This window comes from Noviherbaspirillum massiliense JC206 (assembly GCF_000312045.1).
In the GTDB taxonomy this organism is placed as follows: domain Bacteria; phylum Pseudomonadota; class Gammaproteobacteria; order Burkholderiales; family Burkholderiaceae_D; genus Noviherbaspirillum; species Noviherbaspirillum massiliense.
Genome location: NZ_HE978634.1, coordinates 959,960 through 978,229 on the forward strand (window position 1 = coordinate 959,960; position 18,270 = coordinate 978,229).

The window sequence follows — 18,270 nt, forward strand, 5'->3', positions numbered from 1 at the left end:
TCACATAGAAAAGAGGACTGAATGGCGAGTAACAACGTAGCGCAATTTGCCACCGAGCTGAAGATGCCGGCAGACATACTGCTGAAGCAATTGCGTGCTGCCGGCGTCGAAAAGACTTCGACGTCCGATGCTTTGTCCAAGGATGACAAGGACAAGCTTCTGAATCACTTGCGCCGTGCTCACGGCGCCACAACGGCCGGTGAGAAAAAGAAGATCACCTTGACCCGGAAGGAAACCACGGAGATCAAGCAGGCCGATGCGAGCGGCAAGTCGCGCACCATCCAGGTCGAGGTACGCAAGAAGCGCACCTTCATTAAGCGTGACGACATGCCGGCGGAAGAGCCGGCGGCAAAACCGGCCGCACCGGTCATTGATGAAGCGGAAATTGCACGCCGTGCGGAGGAAGCCCGGCGTCAGGCCGAGCTGATCGCGCGCCAGGAAGCCGAACTGCGCGAAAAGCAGGAGCGCTTGGCGAAACTGGAGGCGGAAAAGGAAGCCCAGGCCAAGGCGATGCAGGAGGCTGCGCTCGAAGCCGAGCGGGCAGCCGCCGAACGCGAGCGTGCAGTTCAGGCGGTCCAGGCGAAGCAGCAGAACTCCGAGGCCGAAGAGAAGAAGCGCATCGCCGAGGAAGAGGCGAAGCGCAAGGCCGACGAACAGGCGAAGAAGGAAGCTGCCGAGCGCGCCGCTGCCACCGAGCGCGCGCGCAAGATGGTCGAGGACGAGGTTGCTCAGATCAAGGCGATGATGAATGCGCCGCGCAAGGTGATGAAGGCGCCGGAGCCGGTGCCTGCCGCCGCGCCTCAGGCAAAAGGTGCCGAGGGCACGCTGCACAAGCCGGCCGACAAGAAACCGGCCGACAAGAAGGAAGACAAGAAGCCTGCAGTCGGCGACAAGAAAGCGATCCGCTCGGCCAATGTGTCTTCCACTTGGCAGGACGATGCAGCGAAGAAGCGTGGCGCAATCAAGACTCGCGGCGCGGCGCCGACCGGTGGCCGTGACGGATGGCGTAGCGGTCCCAAGGGCCGGCGCTCGTCGCATGGTGATGAACAGCGCGAAAGCAACTTCCAGGTGCCGACCGAGGCCGTGGTGCGGGACGTGTATGTGCCGGAAACCATCACCGTTGCCGAACTGGCTCACAAGATGGCAGTGAAGGCATCGGAGGTGATCAAGCAATTGATGAAGCTGGGCCAGATGGTCACCATCAACCAGGTGCTGGACCAGGAAACCGCAATGATCGTGGTCGAGGAAATGGGGCACAAGGCGTTTGCAGCCAAGCTCGACGATCCGGAAGCACTGCTCGAGGAAGCCGGTGCCAATACCGATGCGGAAGCCTTGCCGCGTGCGCCGGTCGTGACCGTGATGGGCCACGTCGACCACGGCAAGACTTCGCTGCTCGACTACATTCGCCGCGCCAAAGTGGCGGCGGGTGAGGCGGGCGGCATTACGCAGCATATCGGCGCCTATCACGTCGATACGCCGCGCGGTATCATCACCTTCCTCGACACGCCGGGCCACGAAGCGTTTACCGCAATGCGTGCGCGCGGTGCGAAGGCAACCGATATCGTGATCCTGGTGGTGGCAGCCGACGACGGCGTGATGCCGCAGACCAAGGAAGCCATTGCCCATGCGAAGGCGGCTGGCGTGCCTATCGTCGTGGCGATCAACAAGATCGACAAGCAGAGTGCAAACCCGGACCGTGTGACGCAGGAACTGGTTGCGGAAGGCGTCGTGCCGGAAGAATACGGCGGCGATGCGCCTTTCATCCCGGTGTCGGCGAAGACCGGCCAGAACATCGACTCCCTGCTGGAAAACGTGTTGCTGCAGGCCGAGGTTCTCGAGCTGACCGCGCCGGTGGATGCGCCGGCCAAGGGCCTGGTGATCGAAGCCAAGCTCGACAAGGGCCGCGGCCCGGTGGCGACCGTACTGGTCCAATCAGGCACGCTCAAGCGTGGCGACGTGGTGCTTGCCGGCTCTTCCTATGGCCGGGTACGGGCGATGCTCGACGAGAATGGCAAGAACGTTGCCGAAGCTGGTCCCTCGATCCCGGTGGAAATCCAGGGTCTGACCGAAGTGCCGGGCGCTGGCGAAGAAGTGATGGTGATGTCCGACGAGCGCAAGGCGCGTGAAATCGCCTTGTTCCGTCAGGGCAAGTTCCGTGACGTGAAGCTGGCCAAGCAGCAGGCTGCCAAGCTGGAAAACATGTTCGAGCAGATGGCCGAAGGCGAGGTGAAGAATCTGCCGATGATCATCAAGGCTGACGTGCAGGGTTCGCAGGAAGCGCTGGTGCATGCAATGCAGAAGCTGTCCACGGATGAAGTCCGGGTGCAGATCGTGCATGGTGCAGTCGGCGGCATCAGCGAGTCGGATGTCAACCTGGCGATGGCTTCCAAGGCAGTCATCATCGGCTTCAACACTCGCGCCGATGCATCTGCGCGCAAGCTGGCCGAAGCCAACGGCGTCGATATCCGCTACTACAACATCATTTACGATGCGGTAGACGAGATCAAGGCAGCCATGTCGGGCCTGCTGGCACCGGAGAAGCGCGAACAGACACTGGGTCTGGTGGAAATTCGCCAGGTCTTCCATGTCAGCAAGGTGGGCGCGATCGCCGGCTGCTACGTACTCGATGGCCTGGTCCGGCGTGGCGCATCGGTACGCCTGCTGCGCAACAATGTCGTGATCTGGACCGGCGAGCTCGATTCGCTCAAGCGCTTCAAGGATGACGTGAAGGAAGTGAAGGCTGGCTTTGAATGCGGCCTGTCGCTGAAGAACTTCAACGACATCAAGGAAGGCGACCAGCTGGAAGTCTTCGAAGTCCAGGAAGTGGCACGGACCTTGTAATCGTGCTGGCGGGTGATTGCGTTGTGCGCATCACCCGCTACAATCAATCAGGATCCGCTTTTCTTTTCTGCAGTCCTTCTGCTTCCATTCCCCTATGGCCAGACACAGCAAATCGATTCCGGGACGCGGAGTACGCGTCGCCGACCAGATTCAGCGTGACCTCTCGGAAATCATTGCATTCGAGCTGAAAGACCCGCGTGTCGGGATGATTACCATCACCGAGGTACAGGTGACGCCGGATTACGCGCATGCAAAGGTGTTCTTCACCACGCTCAAGGACGATGAGGAATCGGTGCGAAATACCCTGGCGGGATTACACAAGGCGGGCGGATTCCTGCGCGGCCAGCTCGGACGTCGCCTGACCATCCATGCCACGCCCGAATTGCATTTCGTCTACGACAAGTCGACGGCACACGGCGTGGAATTGTCGAAGCTGATCGATGAAGCGAATGCCACCCGTGCCAACGACGCAGAGGAAGAGTAGACGCGCTCACAAGTGAGGCGAACCGCCGGCGGTCGCTGACGTGGTGTGGGACGCAGGACATGGTGTACTGCAAGGAGTAGCAGCGTCCTTAGCGTACTTTGCCTATCGCTTCCCCTTCCGTTTTTCTTCCTCGTAGCAAACATCCTTTCAACATGGCGCAAATTTCGCCCAAAAAACCTCGGGTGCCGGTTCATGGCGTCCTGCTGCTCGACAAGGCGGCTGGTCGCTCCAGCAACGATGCCCTGATCCAGGCCAAGCGCCTGCTGAACGCCCAGAAGGCCGGCCATACCGGCACGCTAGATCCTTTCGCCACCGGGCTTTTGCCTCTGTGTTTTGGCGAGGCAACCAAATTCGCCCAGGATTTGCTGGATGCGGACAAGACCTATGAAACCGTGGTCCATCTCGGCGCCACCACCACCACCGGGGATACCGAAGGCGATGTGCTTGCCAGGACAGAAGTGGACATCGGTCGTGAACAGATCGAAGCGGTGCTGGCGCAGTTCCGTGGTGAAATCGCGCAACTGCCGCCCATGTACTCCGCGCTCAAGCGCGACGGCAAGCCGCTCTATGAATACGCGCGCGCCGGAGTGGTGCTGGAACGCGAGGCGCGGCAGGTGCACATCCATGCCCTCGAGCTGCTTGCCTATGACGCGCCTTGCCTTACTCTGCGCGTCATCTGCAGCAAGGGTACCTACATCCGCGTGCTTGGAGAGGATATCGGCAAGGCATTGGGATGCGGCGCTCACCTGCAGCACCTGCGCCGCACTGGCGTAGGCAACTTGAATATTGCACAGGCAGTTACGCTCGATCATCTGGCGGCCATGACCGACGCGGAGCGCATCCAGGCCCTCCAGCCGGTCGATGCATTGCTGTCATCTTTCCCTGCAGTCAACCTTCCCGAAAGTCTTGCGAAGCGATTCATGCACGGGCAGCGCCTGGCGCTGGGCAAGGAAGGCTGCCCGCATCCCGAGGCCATCGGACGGGTGCGCGTCTACCACGGCGATACATGCAGCCTGCTGGGCACGGCGCAATTGGCTCCCTTCGGGATACTGGCACCCGAGAGATTGATTGCCGGCAGTTTGTAGTGTCTGTCCGGCGCACCGGCCGTTTCCATTTTTGATTGTCGGCATCACAGCAAGCCATTGAAATTTCAGGGAATTTTATATCTCACTTCCGAGTCGCATGCTATAATTTCCGGTTTCCCGAATCTCGCAATTCACCACCACCATGTCAAACTCCAAACGCGCCATTCGCAATATCGCCATCATCGCTCACGTCGATCATGGCAAGACTACGCTTGTTGATCAGTTACTGCGCCAGTCCGGCACTTTCCGCGAGAACCAGCAGGTTGATGCGCGCGTGATGGACTCGAACGACATCGAAAAAGAACGCGGCATCACGATTCTGTCGAAGAACTGCGCGGTCGAATACAAGGGCACGCACATCAATATCGTCGACACCCCGGGCCACGCCGACTTCGGCGGTGAAGTGGAACGCGTCCTGTCGATGGTCGACAGCGTTCTGCTTCTGGTAGATGCACAGGAAGGTCCGATGCCGCAGACGCGTTTCGTCACGCGCAAGGCGCTGGCTTTGGGCCTGAAGCCGATCGTCGTGCTGAACAAGATTGATCGTCCGGGCGCGCGCGCCGAATGGGCAATCAATGCGACGTTCGAACTGTTCGACAAGCTCGGCGCAACCGAAGAACAACTCGACTTCCCCGTCATTTACGCATCGGGCCTGAACGGCTATGCAAGCCTGGACCCGAATGCGCGCAGCGGCACCATGGATCCATTGTTCGATGCAATTCTGGAACACGTTCCTGCGCGCCAGGACGATCCGGATGCGCCGCTGCAGTTGCAGATCACCTCGCTCGAATATTCATCTTATGTCGGCAAGATCGGCGTCGGCCGCATTCTCGCCGGCCGTGTCAGAGGCGGTCAGGATGTCGTCTGGATGAATGGTCCGGACGACAAGCCTACCAAGGCGCGTATCAACCAGGTGCTGAAATTCAAAGGCCTGGAGCGCGTGCTGGTCGAAGAGGCGCTTGCCGGCGACATCGTGCTGATTAACGGCATCGAGGAAATCGGTATCGGCAGCACCATTTGCGCTGTCGACGCACCCAACGGCTTGCCGATGCTGAAAGTTGACGAACCGACCCTGACCATGAACTTCATGGTGAACACATCGCCGCTGGCCGGCCGTGAAGGCAAATTTGTCACCACCCGTCAGATCCGCGATCGTCTGGAACGCGAACTGAAGTCGAATATGGCCTTGCGCGTAAAGCAGGCCGAGGGCGACGATTCGACCTATGAAGTATCGGGCCGCGGTGAGCTGCACCTGACGATCCTGATCGAGAACATGCGCCGCGAAGGTTTCGAGCTGGCTGTGTCGCGTCCGCGCGTTGTATTCAAGATGATCGATGGCGTGCGGCACGAGCCGTATGAAATGCTGTCGGTCGATGTGGAAGAAGCCAATCAGGGCAGCGTGATGGAAGAGCTGGGCCGCCGTCGCGGCGATCTGCTGAACATGGAACCCGATGGCAAAGGACGCGTGCGTCTCGAGTACCGCATTCCTGCGCGCGGACTGATCGGATTCCAGGGCGAGTTCATGACGCTTACGCGCGGCACCGGCCTCATGAGCCATGTGTTCGACGAGTACGCGCCAGTCGATACCTCCAAAGGCGATCTGGGCGGCCGCCGCAATGGCGTACTGATTTCCCAGGACGACGGCACTGCAGTAGCCTACGCAATCTGGAAATTGCAGGATCGCGGCCGCATGTTCGTCAGCCATAACGACCCGGTGTACGAGGGCATGATTATCGGCATCCACTCGCGCGAAAACGATCTGGTGGTTAACCCGATCAAGGGCAAGCAATTGACCAACGTTCGTGCCTCAGGCACCGACGAAGCGGTGCGCCTGGTACCGCCGATCGAGTTGTCGCTCGAATATGCTGTCGAGTTCATCGATGACGACGAGTTGGTCGAAGTCACGCCGAAGAGCATTCGCCTGCGCAAGCGTTTCCTGAAGGAGCATGAGCGCAAGAAGGCCTCCCGCGAAGCTGCGTGATCCGCGCAGCACGATGATGTGCCGGGGTGCCTGACTCCGGTATCCCGGAGGTGGTAAAAAAAGCCGCCGCGTCGATATGTTGCGGCGGCTTTTTTTCTGCCGGCGAAAGCGTGAACTCAGACGACGGCCGCTTCCGATGCAGGAACGGCCTTCTGCGCCTTCAGCACCTCGGCAATCGTACCGAACAACTGGTCGATCTGCGCCTTGTCGATGATCAGCGGCGGTGACAGCGCGATGATGTCGCCGGTGGTGCGGATCAGCACATTCTTGTCCCAGAAGCATTTCAGGAAGACGTCGAATGCACGCGCGGTCGGCTTGCCCGGGATGCCTTCCAGCTCGATGCCGCATACCAGTCCGAGATTGCGCACGTCCTTCACGTAGGGCAAGCCCTTCAGGCTGTGCGCAGCATCCTCGAAGTAGGGCGCCATCGCTGCCGCGCGATCGAACAAGCCTTCTTCCTTGTAGACCTTGATGGCCGCGATCGCCGCGGCGGAAGCCAGCGGATGGCCAGAATAGGTATAGCCGTGGAAGAATTCGATCGCATTTTCCGGCGCGGCCTGCATGAAGGCATCGTGGATTTCCTGGCGCACGATCACCGCGCCCATCGGCACGGCGGCATTCGTCAATCCCTTGGCACAGACGATCATGTCCGGCACCACGCCGAAATAATCCGCGGCGAAGGCGGTGCCGAGACGGCCGAAGCCGGTAATGACTTCGTCGAAGATCAGCAGGATGCCGTACTTGTCGCAGATCGCGCGCAGCTTTTGCAGATAACCTTTCGGCGGCAGGATTACGCCGGTCGAACCCTGCATCGGTTCCACGATCACCGCTGCCACCGTGGCCGGATCGTGCAGGGCGAGCAGGCGCTGTTCCAGCTCGTCGGCGATTTCGGCGCCATGCTCGGGCAAGCCGCGGGTGAAGGCATTGCGCGCAATATCCAGCGGATGACGCAGATGGTCGACGCCGGGCAGTGTCGGGCCGAAATGCTTGCGGTTGCCGGCGATCCCGCCAACGGCGATGCCGCCAAAGCCGACGCCGTGATAGCCGCGTTCGCGCCCGATCAGCCGCGTGCGCAGGCCGTCGCCGCGCATGCGATGATAGGCGAGGGCGATCTTCAATGCGGAATCGACGGCTTCGGAACCGTCATTGCAGAAAAACACCCGATTCAATCCTTCCGGCGCGATCGACACCAGCGCACTTGCCGCTTCAAATACCAGGGGATGCCCCATCTGGAACAGCGGCCCGTAATCCATGGTCGCCGCCTGCTTCTGTATCGCTTCCACGATCTTCGGATGGCCATGGCCGGCATTCACGCACCACAGGCCCGCCGTGCCGTCGAGGATCTTGCGCCCGTCATCGGTCGTGTAATGCATTCCGGAGGCGGATACCAGCATGCGCGGCCTGGATTTGAATTGCCGGTTGGCCGTAAATGGCATCCAGAAATGTTCAGTGTCGGGGGTATTTGCCACGCTGTCTCCTTTCCTTGAGAAGTCGTCATGCCGCTCATGTTATTACGTTTGCCCGGGACGCGCGCAAAGACACAAGCCTGTCTTCGTCGGACGCAAATTCCTCGCGCGGCGATGCCATTCCGGCATCCGGCTATCGGCTCGGGTGCCAGCCAGTCTGGCCTTGTCCCGCTACAATAACGGTTTTGCCCGAGAGCCGTTCCACGATGTCTTCCCGATTGCCAGCCCGCCGCCTCTCCGTTGCCCCGATGATGGATTGGACGGACCGGCATTGCCGCATGTTCCATCGACAGATCACCCGCCATACCTGGCTCTACACCGAAATGGTGACCACCGGCGCATTGCTGCATGGCGATGTCGCACGTCATCTCGATTTCAATGACGAAGAGCATCCGGTTGCCCTGCAGCTGGGCGGCAGCGAGCCGGAAGATCTTGCCAGATGCGCGAAGCTGGGCGAGCAGTGGGGCTACGACGAAGTCAACCTGAATTGCGGCTGCCCCTCGGAGCGGGTGCAGCGGGGTGCATTCGGCGCCTGCCTGATGGCCGAGCCCCGGCTGGTGGCCGATTGCGTGAAGGCGATGCGCGATGCGGTGACGATCGATGTGACGGTGAAGCACAGGATCGGTATCGACAATGCGGAAAGCTATGATTTCGTGCGCGACTTCGTCGGCATCATTGCCGAGGCCGGTTGCACCACCTTCATCGTACATGCACGCAATGCCATCCTGAAAGGCCTGAGCCCGAAGGAGAACCGCGAAATTCCACCGCTCAAGCCGGAGTATGCCTACCGTTTGAAGCGCGACTTCCCGCATCTGGAAATCATCATCAACGGCGGCATCAAGATGCTGGAAGAAATCGATGCCCACCTGCGCGAGGTCGACGGCGTCATGCTCGGGCGCGAGGCCTATCACAACCCCTACCTGATGGCGGCCTTCGACGCCCGCTACTACGGCGACGATGCGCCGGCGAAGTCGCGCGCCGAAGTGCTGCGGGCCATGCAGCCCTACATCCGCGAGCAGCTCGCACGCCATGGCGCCGCCGGGCTCAAGCTCAACAGCATCACCCGTCACATGCTGGGACTGATGGCGGGCCTGCCGGGCGCGCGCGCATTCCGCCAGACCCTTTCCGATTCTCGAAAGCTTGCAGGCGGGGATCCCGCGATCCTGCTCGATGCCATGGCCCGGATGCAGCCGCTGGCTGCGTAAGCGCGCTCCCTCACGCTTTCCACCTAGCACCGGGTTTCCTTCCGCCATGCGCCAGATGGCATAAAAGCTGCTCGGCGTTTTATCCACATCGTGTCGCAGGCCTTGCCCTATGGCGAGGCGGACCGGTCTTACGCAGGCGGGAAGCCGCTTCTGCATATGCTTCCGCGCGCGAGAGCTGGTCCCGCGCGCAAACATTCAATCTTCAAGAGGGTGGTTATGGCAAATCAGGAAAAACCGAACATCTTCCCGCAGCACCAGGAGCACCAGCCCGGCTCGGAAGCCGCAATGAGTCCGCAGCCGGAAGCGGAAGGAAAAAACTACAAGGGTAGCGGCAAGCTCAAGGGCAAGGTCGCCATCGTGACCGGCGGCGACAGTGGCATCGGCCGCGCCACTGCCATTGCCTTCGCCAAGGAAGGCGCCAATCTCGTGATCGCCTACCTCGACGAGCACGAGGATGCGCAGGAAACCCAGCGCCTGATCGAAGCTGAAGGCCGCGAATGCATGATCCTCGCCGGTGACGTGAGCGCTCCCGCGTTTTGCCAGAAAGTGGTGGATACCGCAGTGTCTTCGTTCGGCCGGCTCGACGTGCTGGTCAACAACGCCGCACAACAATATCCGCAGCAGAGCATTACCGACATCAGTGACGAACAGCTGGAGAAGACTTTCCGCACCAACATCTTCTCTCAGTTCTACATGGTGCGCGCCGCCGTGCCGCACTTGAAGGAGGGCGCACGCATCATCAACACGACTTCGGTGACGGCTTACCGCGGCAGCTCGCATCTGGTCGACTACGCCGCCACCAAGGGCGCGATCGTCGCCTTCACGCGTTCGCTGTCGCAGCAGCTGGCGCAGAAGAAGATCTACGTCAACGCGGTCGCACCCGGTCCCATCTGGACACCGCTGATTCCTTCGAGCTTCAGTCCGCAGCAGGTCACCAAGTTCGGCAGCGATGTGCCGCTCGGCAGGCCCGGCCAGCCGGATGAAGTCGCGCCTTGTTATGTGTTCCTCGCCTGCGAGGATTCTTCCTACATGACCGGGCAGGTGCTGCATCCGAATGGCGGCGAGGTCGTCAACGCCTAGTCGCCTAGTCGCCTAGTCGTCGTCTGCATGGCTGGTGTGCGGCAAGGCTTTCGCACCGCCGTGCCCGGCGTACCCTTCGTACACGCATGCTTCGCGGCCGGATTCCCGGCCGCTCGCTACGCATATCGGACAGGGTTTGGCGCGGGGGGGCGGGTTCAGTATTCCTTCAGCCGGTTGTACAGCGTCTTCAGGCTGATGCCGAGCGCCTCCGCGGTGAGGCGCTTGTTGCCGCTGTAATGCTTCAGGGTTGCGAGGATGATTTCCCGCTGCGCCTCGGCCAGCGGCGTGCCGACGAAAAAATTGAGATAGCCCTCATGCAGGGTCGGCTTCCGGTTTGAAAGATCGGAGATGTATTCCTCGACTTCCAGCGTATCCGTGGCGAGGATGAAGGCGCGCTGCACCACGTTTTTCAGTTCCCGCACATTGCCCGGCCACGAATAGGAGCGGATCACTTCGAGCGAAGCGGGAGAGAATTTCTTGTCGCAGTTTTCCTTTTCGTTCAGCACATCGAGGAAATGATTGGCCAGCAACTCGATGTCGCTTCCACGCTCGCGCAAAGGCGGAACCCGCACGGGGAACACGGCAAGCCGGTACATCAGATCTTCACGCAGGTTGCCCTGCTTGACCGCGCTCTCGAGGTCGCGGTTGGTGGCGGCAATCAGGCGCACATCCACCTTCACTTCCTCGTCTCCGCCGACGCGCATGAAGGTGCCGCATTCCAGCACGCGCAAGAGCTTCACTTGCATGTCGACCGGCATCTCGGTGATTTCATCGAGAAACAGCGTGCCGCGCGAAGCATGCTCGAAGTAGCCGATATGCTGCTTGACCGCTCCAGTGAAACTGCCTTTCTCATGACCGAACAGGGCGGCTTCGATCAGATGTGCCGGAATGGCACCGCAGTTGACTGCAATAAAAGTTTCCTGCGCGCGCGCGCTCATCTGATGTATCGCCTTGGCGATCAATTCCTTTCCGGTGCCGCTTTCGCCGACCAGCAGGACGGTCGCATCTGTCGCAGCAACCCTTTCCACCTGCTGGGCCAGGCGCTCCATTGCCGGAGAACTACCGCACATGATCCCGAAGCGTTTTAATGAATTGTCGAGACTCATTAGTTGATCCGATCAGCGTTATGGACGATTTAGAGTATGCCGGATTCTTCATTCTTGCATGGATGATGAATATCCCGCTTGCGAAAAATTCAGCTTCACCATCATGAGGGAATGTGGGCGGAACCATTTCCTGCCATGGTGCTACATGATGGACTAAGGAAATGCACTCGAGCAAATCCTGCAGCGAGGAAATGGAAGTGCTGCCCTTTACGTCCATGCTCAATGCGTCAGTGATGATTGAAGCCTTCGTTCGATACTTTACTCCCTGCGCAATGTCGTGTTTGCGTTTGACTGTAAATCTTCGACTGTAAATTTTACGGCGGTGAAAAGGCGCGCACCACCGGCTGCGAAAGGCTGAAAAAGCAGGCAGGTACGGAACGCCTCTGCAGTAAGCCCATCGTAGGGAATCAGTTCTCGCGCACACTCGAAATGATGAGTTTATGCAAAAGTTAAGAACTTATACAAAGTGAAATGGTCAAGTAGCAGAACGACCTACTTTAATGAAAGGACAACAATGAAACCGATTCTTGCCACTTCAAAAGCTTTGCTGATCATCGCTGCACTGGGTGTCACGCTTGCTGGCTGCGAAAAGAGGGATGCCGCCAGCTCCGGTTCCTCAGGAGCAACTGGCAGCACTTCCTCTTCAAGCGGTCAAGGCGGAATGGGCGGAAGCTCCGGCTCCAGCGGCAGCGGCTCGATGGGTTCTTCCGGCAGCCCCAGCGGCAGCGGTTCGAGCTCAGGCAGCAAGTGAACGGCATGACGACGAATCCGATGCACAATGCATTCAGGATCTTCCTGCTTGTTGCCGCCCTGGGAGCAATGCTCACGGGATGCGGTCAGCGTAGCAGGGACAGCTCCGGCTCTTCAGGCACCAGTTCCTCTGGCATGTCAGGTTCCAGCGGAACAGGTACTTCATCTTCCAGTGGCTCAGGCATGAGCGGCAGCGGTTCCGGCGGAGCGGGAACCAGCTCTGGATCCAAGTGAAAGGAGAAACCATGAACACCATGCTTAAGACATCCAAGATTTTCGTCCTGGTAGCGGCCGTAGGATTGGCCTTAGCTGGCTGCGGCCAGCGCGGCGGCGACACCGGCTCTTCCGGCTCCTCCGGCAGCTCGGGCTCTTCCGGCTCCAGCTCATACGGCGGAACCGGTGGCAGCAGCAAGGGCTCTTCCGGCTCGAGCGGCATGGGCGGCTCTTCGGGCGGTTCATCATCCGGCGGCTCGAGCTCCGGCTCGAAGTGATCCGGACAGTGGCGCTCTGATGCCACTGTTTGATGCATCGAAAACCTTGCTTGTCGCCGGCGCATTCAGCCTGACGTGCACCGGCTGCGGGCGCGCCTCTGCTCCCGAACCTGCCGGGCCGGAAGAAGCTTCATCATCTTCCGGCACTGCGGAGAGCCGCGCGAGCGGAGCTCCCGGAGCGCCGGCAGAGGGAGTGGCAGTCGATGACGGCGTTCTTGCTGCCAGGGTCAAGACGGCCCTGCTGGCGGATTCGGACATCAAGGGTCGTGACATCCGCGTGGAGACAAGGAAAGGTGAGGTGGTGTTGAGCGGCACTGTCGGTGATCAGGCGCAGATCGACAGGGCGCTCAGCATTGCCAACAGCATCGAAGGCGTGAAGCGGGTCACCAACAGGATGATTGTGAAGGCATAACCGCGCGTCAAGCGGACGGCGTGAGGAAAGCTTGGCCTGGTGAACCTGACTGGCCTTCAATTCCCGGCCTTCCATGATGCCCGGAAGGACGACAATAAAAACCGACATGGTTGCGGCAGCTGCGCAGGCGGTCCGCAGCTTTTGCACGGTAAAGCGGCTGCCGCGCCATTTTCCGTGTTTAACACTGTTAACGCATTCAAGAAGCTGTTCAGTGAATCACCGGCATGCATGGACGAACATGTGCACAAGACAGCTTCTGCAGTCTCATCCGCAGTTGCTGCCGGGCCAGCCGCCGGCGCCGGGCGGGCATGTACGACGATTTGTTCGCAGATGTCGGCATCCGGAAATTGAACGCTTCAATTACGCTACAAACTGTATAGAGACGACTTATGCCACATGTACTGATCGTCGATGACGATGTTAACACCAGGGAAGCGCTTGTAGAAATCACCGCTGCCGAAGGATTTACCGCGGCGGTTGCCGGCAGCATCCGTGATGCGCAGCTGCAGATGATGCGCCAGCGTCCGGATGTCGTGCTGATCGATTTGCGCCTGCCGGACGGCAGCGGGATGGACCTCTTCAATGATATCGAGTCGCGTGCGACCACCGAGATTGTCCTGATCACCGGACACGCCAGCGTGGAAACCGCGGTGGAAGCCTTGCGTCTTGGCGCGGCGGACTATCTCACCAAGCCGATCAATTTCCGCCGCCTGCGGGCGCTGCTCTCACGCGTGCCGCGCACGGTAGACCTGAAGGAGGAAATCGGCGTACTGCGAAGCGAACTGCGCCGCCTCGGCCACTTCGGCCAGATGCTGGGCGCTGCGCCGGTCATGCAGAAGCTGTACAACCATATCGCACGGGTCGCGCCGACGGAAGCGACCGTGCTGCTGCTGGGCGAGAGCGGGACCGGCAAGGAACTCGCGGCCCAGACCATTCATGAACTCAGCCTGCGCCAGAAGCATCCCTTCCTGCCCGTTAACTGCGGGGCCATTTCGCCGCAGCTGATCGAAAGCGAAATTTTCGGGCATGAGAAGGGCAGCTTCACCGGCGCCGACCGCCAGCACAAGGGCTATTTCGAGCGCGCCAACGGCGGCACCCTGTTCCTCGACGAAATCACCGAGATGCCGGTCGAGCTCCAGGTGAAGCTCCTGCGTGTGCTGGAAACCGGATCGTTCATGCGCATCGGCAGCAACCAGGAACTGGAAACCGACGTGCGCGTTATCGCCGCCACCAACCGCGACCCGGAACAGGCCGTGGCCGAGGGCAAGCTGCGGCTCGACCTTTACCATCGTCTCAATGTGTTCCCGCTGCGGATTCCACCCTTGCGCGAACGCGGCTCCGACATCGAGCTGCTGGCACAGCATTTCCTCGAAGAGCTGAATGCCGCCCACGGCACGAATAAAGTCTTGTCGGCAGACGGGCTGGCCTGCCTCAGCAATTACCACTGGCCGGGCAACGTGCGCGAGCTGCGCAACTATATCCAGCGTGCCTTCATCCTGTCCGACCAGGTGATCGACGCGGCTGCGCTCGCGCCGGTGATCACCACCCAGTCTCCGGTCGGGCTCACGCTCGCGATCCCGGTCGGCACCTCGCTGGCCGACGTGGACCGCAAGCTGATTTACGCCACCCTCGAATTGTGCGGCGGCGTCAAGAAGCGCGCTGCCGACATTCTCGGGATCAGCCTGAAGACGCTCTACAACCGGCTGGAGGAATACGGGCCCTACGAACCGGCGATGCAGAAGAAGGATGGCTCTTCCTCTCTGCACAGCAGCGATTCCTATCACTGATGACGCACCGCCTGGCTTATGACGGGCGGCCTGCAATTGATGCATACGGATGACTTCGCGCAAAGGAGGGCAGTGACCTTGCCAAAAGCGCCGCAAGCCTCCGGGCTCCCGCTCCCTTGCAATTCTCCCTGCGATCAAGAGCGCATGCGCAGCAAGCGCTAATCGTGCGCCGTCATCGCCGCGATGATGATGATCAGCTCTTCCGGTGTCACGGGCTTGGTCACATGCATCTGAAATCCTGCCTTCAGCGCGCGGATGCGATCTTCGCGCTGGGCGAATGCAGTCAGTGCAAGGGCGGGCAGGCGCTGCAGGGGTACGGTACCATCCTGCGCTTTCCAGGACCGTACCTTGCGCAATGCGGCGTAGCCGTCCTCGACCGGCATCGCGATATCGCATAGCAGCAGTTCCGGGTACTCGTCCGGGGCAAGCCTGGGCAGCCACTGCATCACCTGTGCGACCGACTCCGCGGCAAACACGTTGGCACCCGCATTACCCAGGACCATCGTGAGCGACTCGCGCGCCTCTTCCTGATCATCGATCAGGAGAATGCGCAGCCCGCCAAGCGACGGCAGCTGCGCGCGGGCCTCGGCGTCCTCCGATGGCGAAGGCGGCAGGTAATGCTCGTGACTCACCCGCAGCGGAAGGTGAATGGAAAAGGTCGAGCCTTTGCCTTCGCCCGGGCTCGCCGCCTCGACCCTGCCGCCGTGCAGCTCGACCAGGTGGCGCACCAGGAACAGGCCCAGACCCAGCCCGCTGTGCCGGCGTGTGCTGGATGTATCCTGCTGGCTGAAACGGCTGAACAGCAAGGGAAGGAATTCCGGCGAGATGCCCGCGCCGTCATCCCGCACCGTCACGCAGATTTCGTTGCCGGCCTGGGCAGCGCTCACCCATACATGGCCATATTCGGGGCTGAACTTGACCGCGTTCGACAACAGGTTCCAGAAGATCTGCTGCACCCTGTCGGCATCCGCGTCGATCTGTTCGCTGGTGATCCTGTAATCGCAGGCAACGGCGATATGCTTGCCGGCTGCAGCACCACGCACGCTGTCCACTGCCGCCTGCAGGACCGGAAGCAGCGCCACCGGCTGCTTTACCAGGCGCATCCGGCCGCTCATCATCCGGGTCACATCCAGCAGGTCCTCGATCAGACGCACCTGCTGCTCGACGCCTATCCGGATGCCGTGCAGGGCCCTTTGCACCAGCGGCCCTGTCGAAGAATCCCTGATCTGGCTCTCGAGTACATGCGCCCAGCTCTGGATGCCGTTCAGCGGTGCCCGCAGCTCATGCGATACGATGCCGAGAAATTCATCGCGTGCACGTGCGGCAGTCTCCGCCTGGATGCGGGCGGTCCGCTCCCGGACCAGCAATTCATCGCGCTCTTTTTCCACCGCTGCCCGTTCGGTAACGTCGTAGGCGATTCCGAGCACCGTTTCGACCTGGCCGCTGGATGCGACTTCCGGTATGGCTCGTGCAGAGAAGTAGCGCATGCGGCCATCGATTTCATGATCGAAGTCGAAGCGCTGTTCCGCGGCGGTGTCAAATGCGGCCTGCACCGCCTTGTCCCAGGCGCGCACCACGCTTTCAGGCAGTCCCACTTCCGACTTGGTCCGACCGAGAAAGGCATCCGGTTCCATGCCACCGAGTCGCGCCATCGCCGGGTTGACGTACAGGTGACGCATCTGGCGGTCCATGCGGGAAATCATGTCTGGCAGGTCTTCCACCATTGTCCTGAACTCACCCTCGAGACGATACAGCTGCTCCTGGGCCGGTTCGGCCTGGTGCCCGTCACGGGGCCGGATGCTGAAGATATTCTTTCTTGCCATCGGCGGTGTTCCGTATTGTCCATGTCGTCGTTCACACCGTTGCAGCGCCTAGCCCGGAAGCGTCCGGCGACGTGGGCCCGCCGCGCCGCGGTATCCAGCCCATGCGGCCCATGCCGCCTCGTCGCAGTCTTCTCATGCGCTCATCGTTCCGGGCAGCTGCACTTGCGGGTCCAGCTTGAGCGTGGCGAGGAATCCGGCGAACTTCTCCGCGATGGCCGGATGCTTCAGCGCGTAGGTGACGGATGCTTCCATGTAGCCGAGCTTGCAGCCGCAGTCATAGCGCTGGCCCATGAATTCATAGGCCAGCACCGGGTGCGCGGCCAGCATGGCGGCGATTCCATCGGTCAGCTGGATTTCACCGCCGGTGCCCGGCTTCACCTTCTCGAGGTGGTCGAAAATCTCCGGCGTGAAGATATAGCGGCCGACCACGCCCAGCGTGGAGGGAGCGACTTCCGGCGCGGGCTTTTCGACGATGTCGGCGATGCGATGAATGCGCACTCCCATGGACTGCGGCTTCACGATGCCGTACTGGTTGGTCTGATCGAGCGGCACGGTTTGCACGCCGATCACCGAACTTGCATGCTGCTCATACAGACTGACCATCTGCCTGAGCACCGGCACGTCTGCATCGATCAAATCGTCGGCGAGGACCACGGCAAAGGGCTCGTCTCCGACCAGCGGCCGCGCGCACATGACGGCATGGCCAAGGCCGAGCGCTTCGCTTTGCCGCACATAGGAGTAATGCAGCTTGTCCGGCAGCAGGGATTGGATTTCCTTGAGCAGCCTGAGCTTGCCGTGGGATGCGAGTTCCGACTCGAGCTCATATGCCTTGTCGAAGTGGTCCTCGATTGTCCGCTTGTTGCGCCCGGTCACAAAAATCATTTCCGTGATGCCGGCAGCAGCCGCTTCTTCCACCGCATACTGGATCAGCGGCTTGTCCACGATGGGCAGCATTTCCTTGGGCGAAGCCTTGGTGACGGGCAGGAAGCGTGTCCCGAGGCCGGCTACCGGAAATACAGCTTTACGAATTTTCGTCATCTTGTCGTCTCTCTTTTGGTCCAGGGTTTGAACATCTTGCAGCATCTTCAGCGCGTAACGATTACATGGTGCTGCCTTTTTTTACATAGGCATTCCTGCATCGCATCGATCATGCAAAACAGGAGCGGCCGGTGATGTGAAATTCGTGTTTTGTTAATCCGGTGCGCCGGCTTGGAATGAATACAAGCAGAAAGCGTACCGGCGATTAATTCTGCACGCGGAAGATGCGCGCAACGGGAAGGCCCGACGGGCAGCGATGCCGAAGCGATGCACTTTGCGTTTCATCGGCATAGCTGTCTGCCGGAGGCATTTTTGCTTCAGCACAGCCGTACAGGCACTCTTCCCGGCGCAGTAGTGAGCATTGCGGAAAGAGTCATGGAGTGAGTTGACAAGAATCAGCGTGCATTGCTGATCGATCCGTATAGTTATCGTGATTTGCGCGAGACCGCATTGCCGCTGCAATGCTGTGCTTGTGAACCGGAAAGGCAAGCGCCATTAGCGTCTTCCGATTGAAGAACATCAAACAAACCGCGCGTGGTCGCTCTGCCTGTGGCGGGGCTGCGACCGGCCGGTTTTCAAGGGGGAAAATTGCGCGACGACACCGGCACAGCTCTTGCGTAACACGATGTAACCGGCACTGCACGGTTTCGTTGCATCGTTGTGAGGAGGTGATGCACCCGAGGATCGATTTTTTGAATGGTGAAGAAACAGAGTGCAAATG

The 18,270-nt window shown here is 60.4% G+C and carries 14 protein-coding genes; 10 read left to right on the plus strand and 4 right to left on the minus strand.

Features of this window, described 5'->3' with window-relative positions:
* Window positions 1-21: 21 nt before the first annotated feature.
* The 4 genes from infB to typA all read left to right on the plus strand — a co-directional run bounded on the left by infB (window position 22) and on the right by typA (window position 6,391).
* Window positions 22-2,841 carry a translation initiation factor IF-2 gene (infB, locus tag HGHM_RS04875; RefSeq protein WP_019140390.1) on the plus strand — a complete coding sequence of 940 codons (2,820 nt, stop codon included), beginning with the start codon at window positions 22-24 and terminating at the stop codon, window positions 2,839-2,841.
* 94 nt (window positions 2,842-2,935) lie between these two features.
* Window positions 2,936-3,325, plus strand: a complete 390-nt coding sequence (gene rbfA, locus HGHM_RS04880; protein WP_019140391.1) for a 30S ribosome-binding factor RbfA — start codon at window positions 2,936-2,938, stop codon at window positions 3,323-3,325.
* 152 nt (window positions 3,326-3,477) lie between these two features.
* A complete protein-coding gene (truB, locus tag HGHM_RS04885; protein ID WP_019140392.1) occupies window positions 3,478-4,410 on the plus strand; it encodes a tRNA pseudouridine(55) synthase TruB in 933 nt (310 codons plus the stop codon).
* Between the two features lie 142 nt (window positions 4,411-4,552).
* Window positions 4,553-6,391, plus strand: coding sequence for a translational GTPase TypA (typA, locus tag HGHM_RS04890; RefSeq protein WP_019140393.1), 1,839 nt, complete (start codon window positions 4,553-4,555; stop codon window positions 6,389-6,391).
* Between the two features lie 116 nt (window positions 6,392-6,507).
* On the opposite strand, the gene HGHM_RS04895 is transcribed toward typA, so the two are convergent.
* On the minus strand, window positions 6,508-7,827 hold the full coding sequence (locus HGHM_RS04895; RefSeq protein WP_034348742.1) for an aspartate aminotransferase family protein: 1,320 nt from the start codon (window positions 7,825-7,827) through the stop codon (window positions 6,508-6,510).
* A 278-nt stretch (window positions 7,828-8,105) separates the two neighbouring features.
* On the opposite strand from HGHM_RS04895, the gene dusA reads away from it, so the two are divergent.
* Together dusA and HGHM_RS04905 are read left to right on the plus strand one after the other, a co-directional pair.
* On the plus strand, window positions 8,106-9,062 hold the full coding sequence (dusA, locus tag HGHM_RS04900; protein WP_034348406.1) for a tRNA dihydrouridine(20/20a) synthase DusA: 957 nt from the start codon (window positions 8,106-8,108) through the stop codon (window positions 9,060-9,062).
* A gap of 216 nt (window positions 9,063-9,278) precedes the next feature.
* Entirely contained in the window at window positions 9,279-10,142 is an 864-nt protein-coding gene (locus HGHM_RS04905) for an SDR family oxidoreductase (RefSeq protein ID WP_019140396.1), read from the plus strand.
* A gap of 155 nt (window positions 10,143-10,297) precedes the next feature.
* On the opposite strand, the gene HGHM_RS20665 is transcribed toward HGHM_RS04905, so the two are convergent.
* Window positions 10,298-11,248, minus strand: a complete 951-nt coding sequence (locus HGHM_RS20665) for a sigma-54 interaction domain-containing protein (RefSeq protein WP_081583530.1) — start codon at window positions 11,246-11,248, stop codon at window positions 10,298-10,300.
* Window positions 11,249-11,762: 514 nt separating this feature from the next.
* Between HGHM_RS20665 and HGHM_RS23060 the strand changes: the two genes are divergently transcribed.
* The 4 genes from HGHM_RS23060 (at window position 11,763) to HGHM_RS04930 (ending at window position 14,688) form a co-directional block, all read left to right on the plus strand.
* Window positions 11,763-11,999 carry a hypothetical protein gene (locus tag HGHM_RS23060; protein WP_148415373.1) on the plus strand — a complete coding sequence of 79 codons (237 nt, stop codon included), beginning with the start codon at window positions 11,763-11,765 and terminating at the stop codon, window positions 11,997-11,999.
* A 244-nt stretch (window positions 12,000-12,243) separates the two neighbouring features.
* Window positions 12,244-12,489: a hypothetical protein gene (locus HGHM_RS23465; protein WP_081583531.1), complete on the plus strand. Its 246-nt coding sequence runs from the start codon at window positions 12,244-12,246 to the stop codon at window positions 12,487-12,489.
* Window positions 12,490-12,508: 19 nt separating this feature from the next.
* Window positions 12,509-12,901, plus strand: a complete 393-nt coding sequence (locus HGHM_RS20670; RefSeq protein WP_019140399.1) for a BON domain-containing protein — start codon at window positions 12,509-12,511, stop codon at window positions 12,899-12,901.
* A gap of 389 nt (window positions 12,902-13,290) precedes the next feature.
* The gene (locus HGHM_RS04930; RefSeq protein ID WP_019140400.1) at window positions 13,291-14,688 is read left to right on the plus strand and encodes a sigma-54-dependent transcriptional regulator; all 1,398 of its coding nucleotides are present in this window, start codon (window positions 13,291-13,293) and stop codon (window positions 14,686-14,688) included.
* A 158-nt stretch (window positions 14,689-14,846) separates the two neighbouring features.
* Here the strand turns inward: HGHM_RS04930 and HGHM_RS20675 are convergent, their stop codons facing one another.
* Together HGHM_RS20675 and galU are read right to left on the minus strand one after the other, a co-directional pair.
* On the minus strand, window positions 14,847-16,511 hold the full coding sequence (locus HGHM_RS20675) for an ATP-binding protein (RefSeq protein ID WP_019140401.1): 1,665 nt from the start codon (window positions 16,509-16,511) through the stop codon (window positions 14,847-14,849).
* Window positions 16,512-16,643: 132 nt separating this feature from the next.
* The gene (galU, locus tag HGHM_RS04940; RefSeq protein ID WP_051155314.1) at window positions 16,644-17,549 is read right to left on the minus strand and encodes a UTP--glucose-1-phosphate uridylyltransferase GalU; all 906 of its coding nucleotides are present in this window, start codon (window positions 17,547-17,549) and stop codon (window positions 16,644-16,646) included.
* Between the last annotated feature and the right edge of the window lie 721 nt (window positions 17,550-18,270).

What these genes read in the sequence shown, in the direction of transcription:
- infB (WP_019140390.1), top strand. Translation starts at nt 22, where the DNA reads ATGGCGAGTAACAACGTAGCGCAATTTGCCACCGAGCTGAAGATGCCG.
- rbfA (WP_019140391.1), top strand. Translation starts at nt 2,936, where the DNA reads ATGGCCAGACACAGCAAATCGATTCCGGGACGCGGAGTACGCGTCGCC.
- typA (WP_019140393.1), top strand. Translation starts at nt 4,553, where the DNA reads ATGTCAAACTCCAAACGCGCCATTCGCAATATCGCCATCATCGCTCAC.
- dusA (WP_034348406.1), top strand. Translation starts at nt 8,106, where the DNA reads ATGATGGATTGGACGGACCGGCATTGCCGCATGTTCCATCGACAGATC.
- HGHM_RS04905 (WP_019140396.1), top strand. Translation starts at nt 9,279, where the DNA reads ATGGCAAATCAGGAAAAACCGAACATCTTCCCGCAGCACCAGGAGCAC.
- galU (WP_051155314.1), bottom strand. Translation starts at nt 17,549, where the DNA reads ATGACGAAAATTCGTAAAGCTGTATTTCCGGTAGCCGGCCTCGGGACA.
- HGHM_RS20665 (WP_081583530.1), bottom strand. Translation starts at nt 11,248, where the DNA reads ATGAGTCTCGACAATTCATTAAAACGCTTCGGGATCATGTGCGGTAGT.
- HGHM_RS23465 (WP_081583531.1), top strand. Translation starts at nt 12,244, where the DNA reads ATGAACACCATGCTTAAGACATCCAAGATTTTCGTCCTGGTAGCGGCC.
- truB (WP_019140392.1), top strand. Translation starts at nt 3,478, where the DNA reads ATGGCGCAAATTTCGCCCAAAAAACCTCGGGTGCCGGTTCATGGCGTC.
- HGHM_RS23060 (WP_148415373.1), top strand. Translation starts at nt 11,763, where the DNA reads ATGAAACCGATTCTTGCCACTTCAAAAGCTTTGCTGATCATCGCTGCA.
- HGHM_RS04930 (WP_019140400.1), top strand. Translation starts at nt 13,291, where the DNA reads ATGCCACATGTACTGATCGTCGATGACGATGTTAACACCAGGGAAGCG.
- HGHM_RS04895 (WP_034348742.1), bottom strand. Translation starts at nt 7,827, where the DNA reads ATGCCATTTACGGCCAACCGGCAATTCAAATCCAGGCCGCGCATGCTG.
- HGHM_RS20670 (WP_019140399.1), top strand. Translation starts at nt 12,509, where the DNA reads ATGCCACTGTTTGATGCATCGAAAACCTTGCTTGTCGCCGGCGCATTC.
- HGHM_RS20675 (WP_019140401.1), bottom strand. Translation starts at nt 16,511, where the DNA reads ATGGCAAGAAAGAATATCTTCAGCATCCGGCCCCGTGACGGGCACCAG.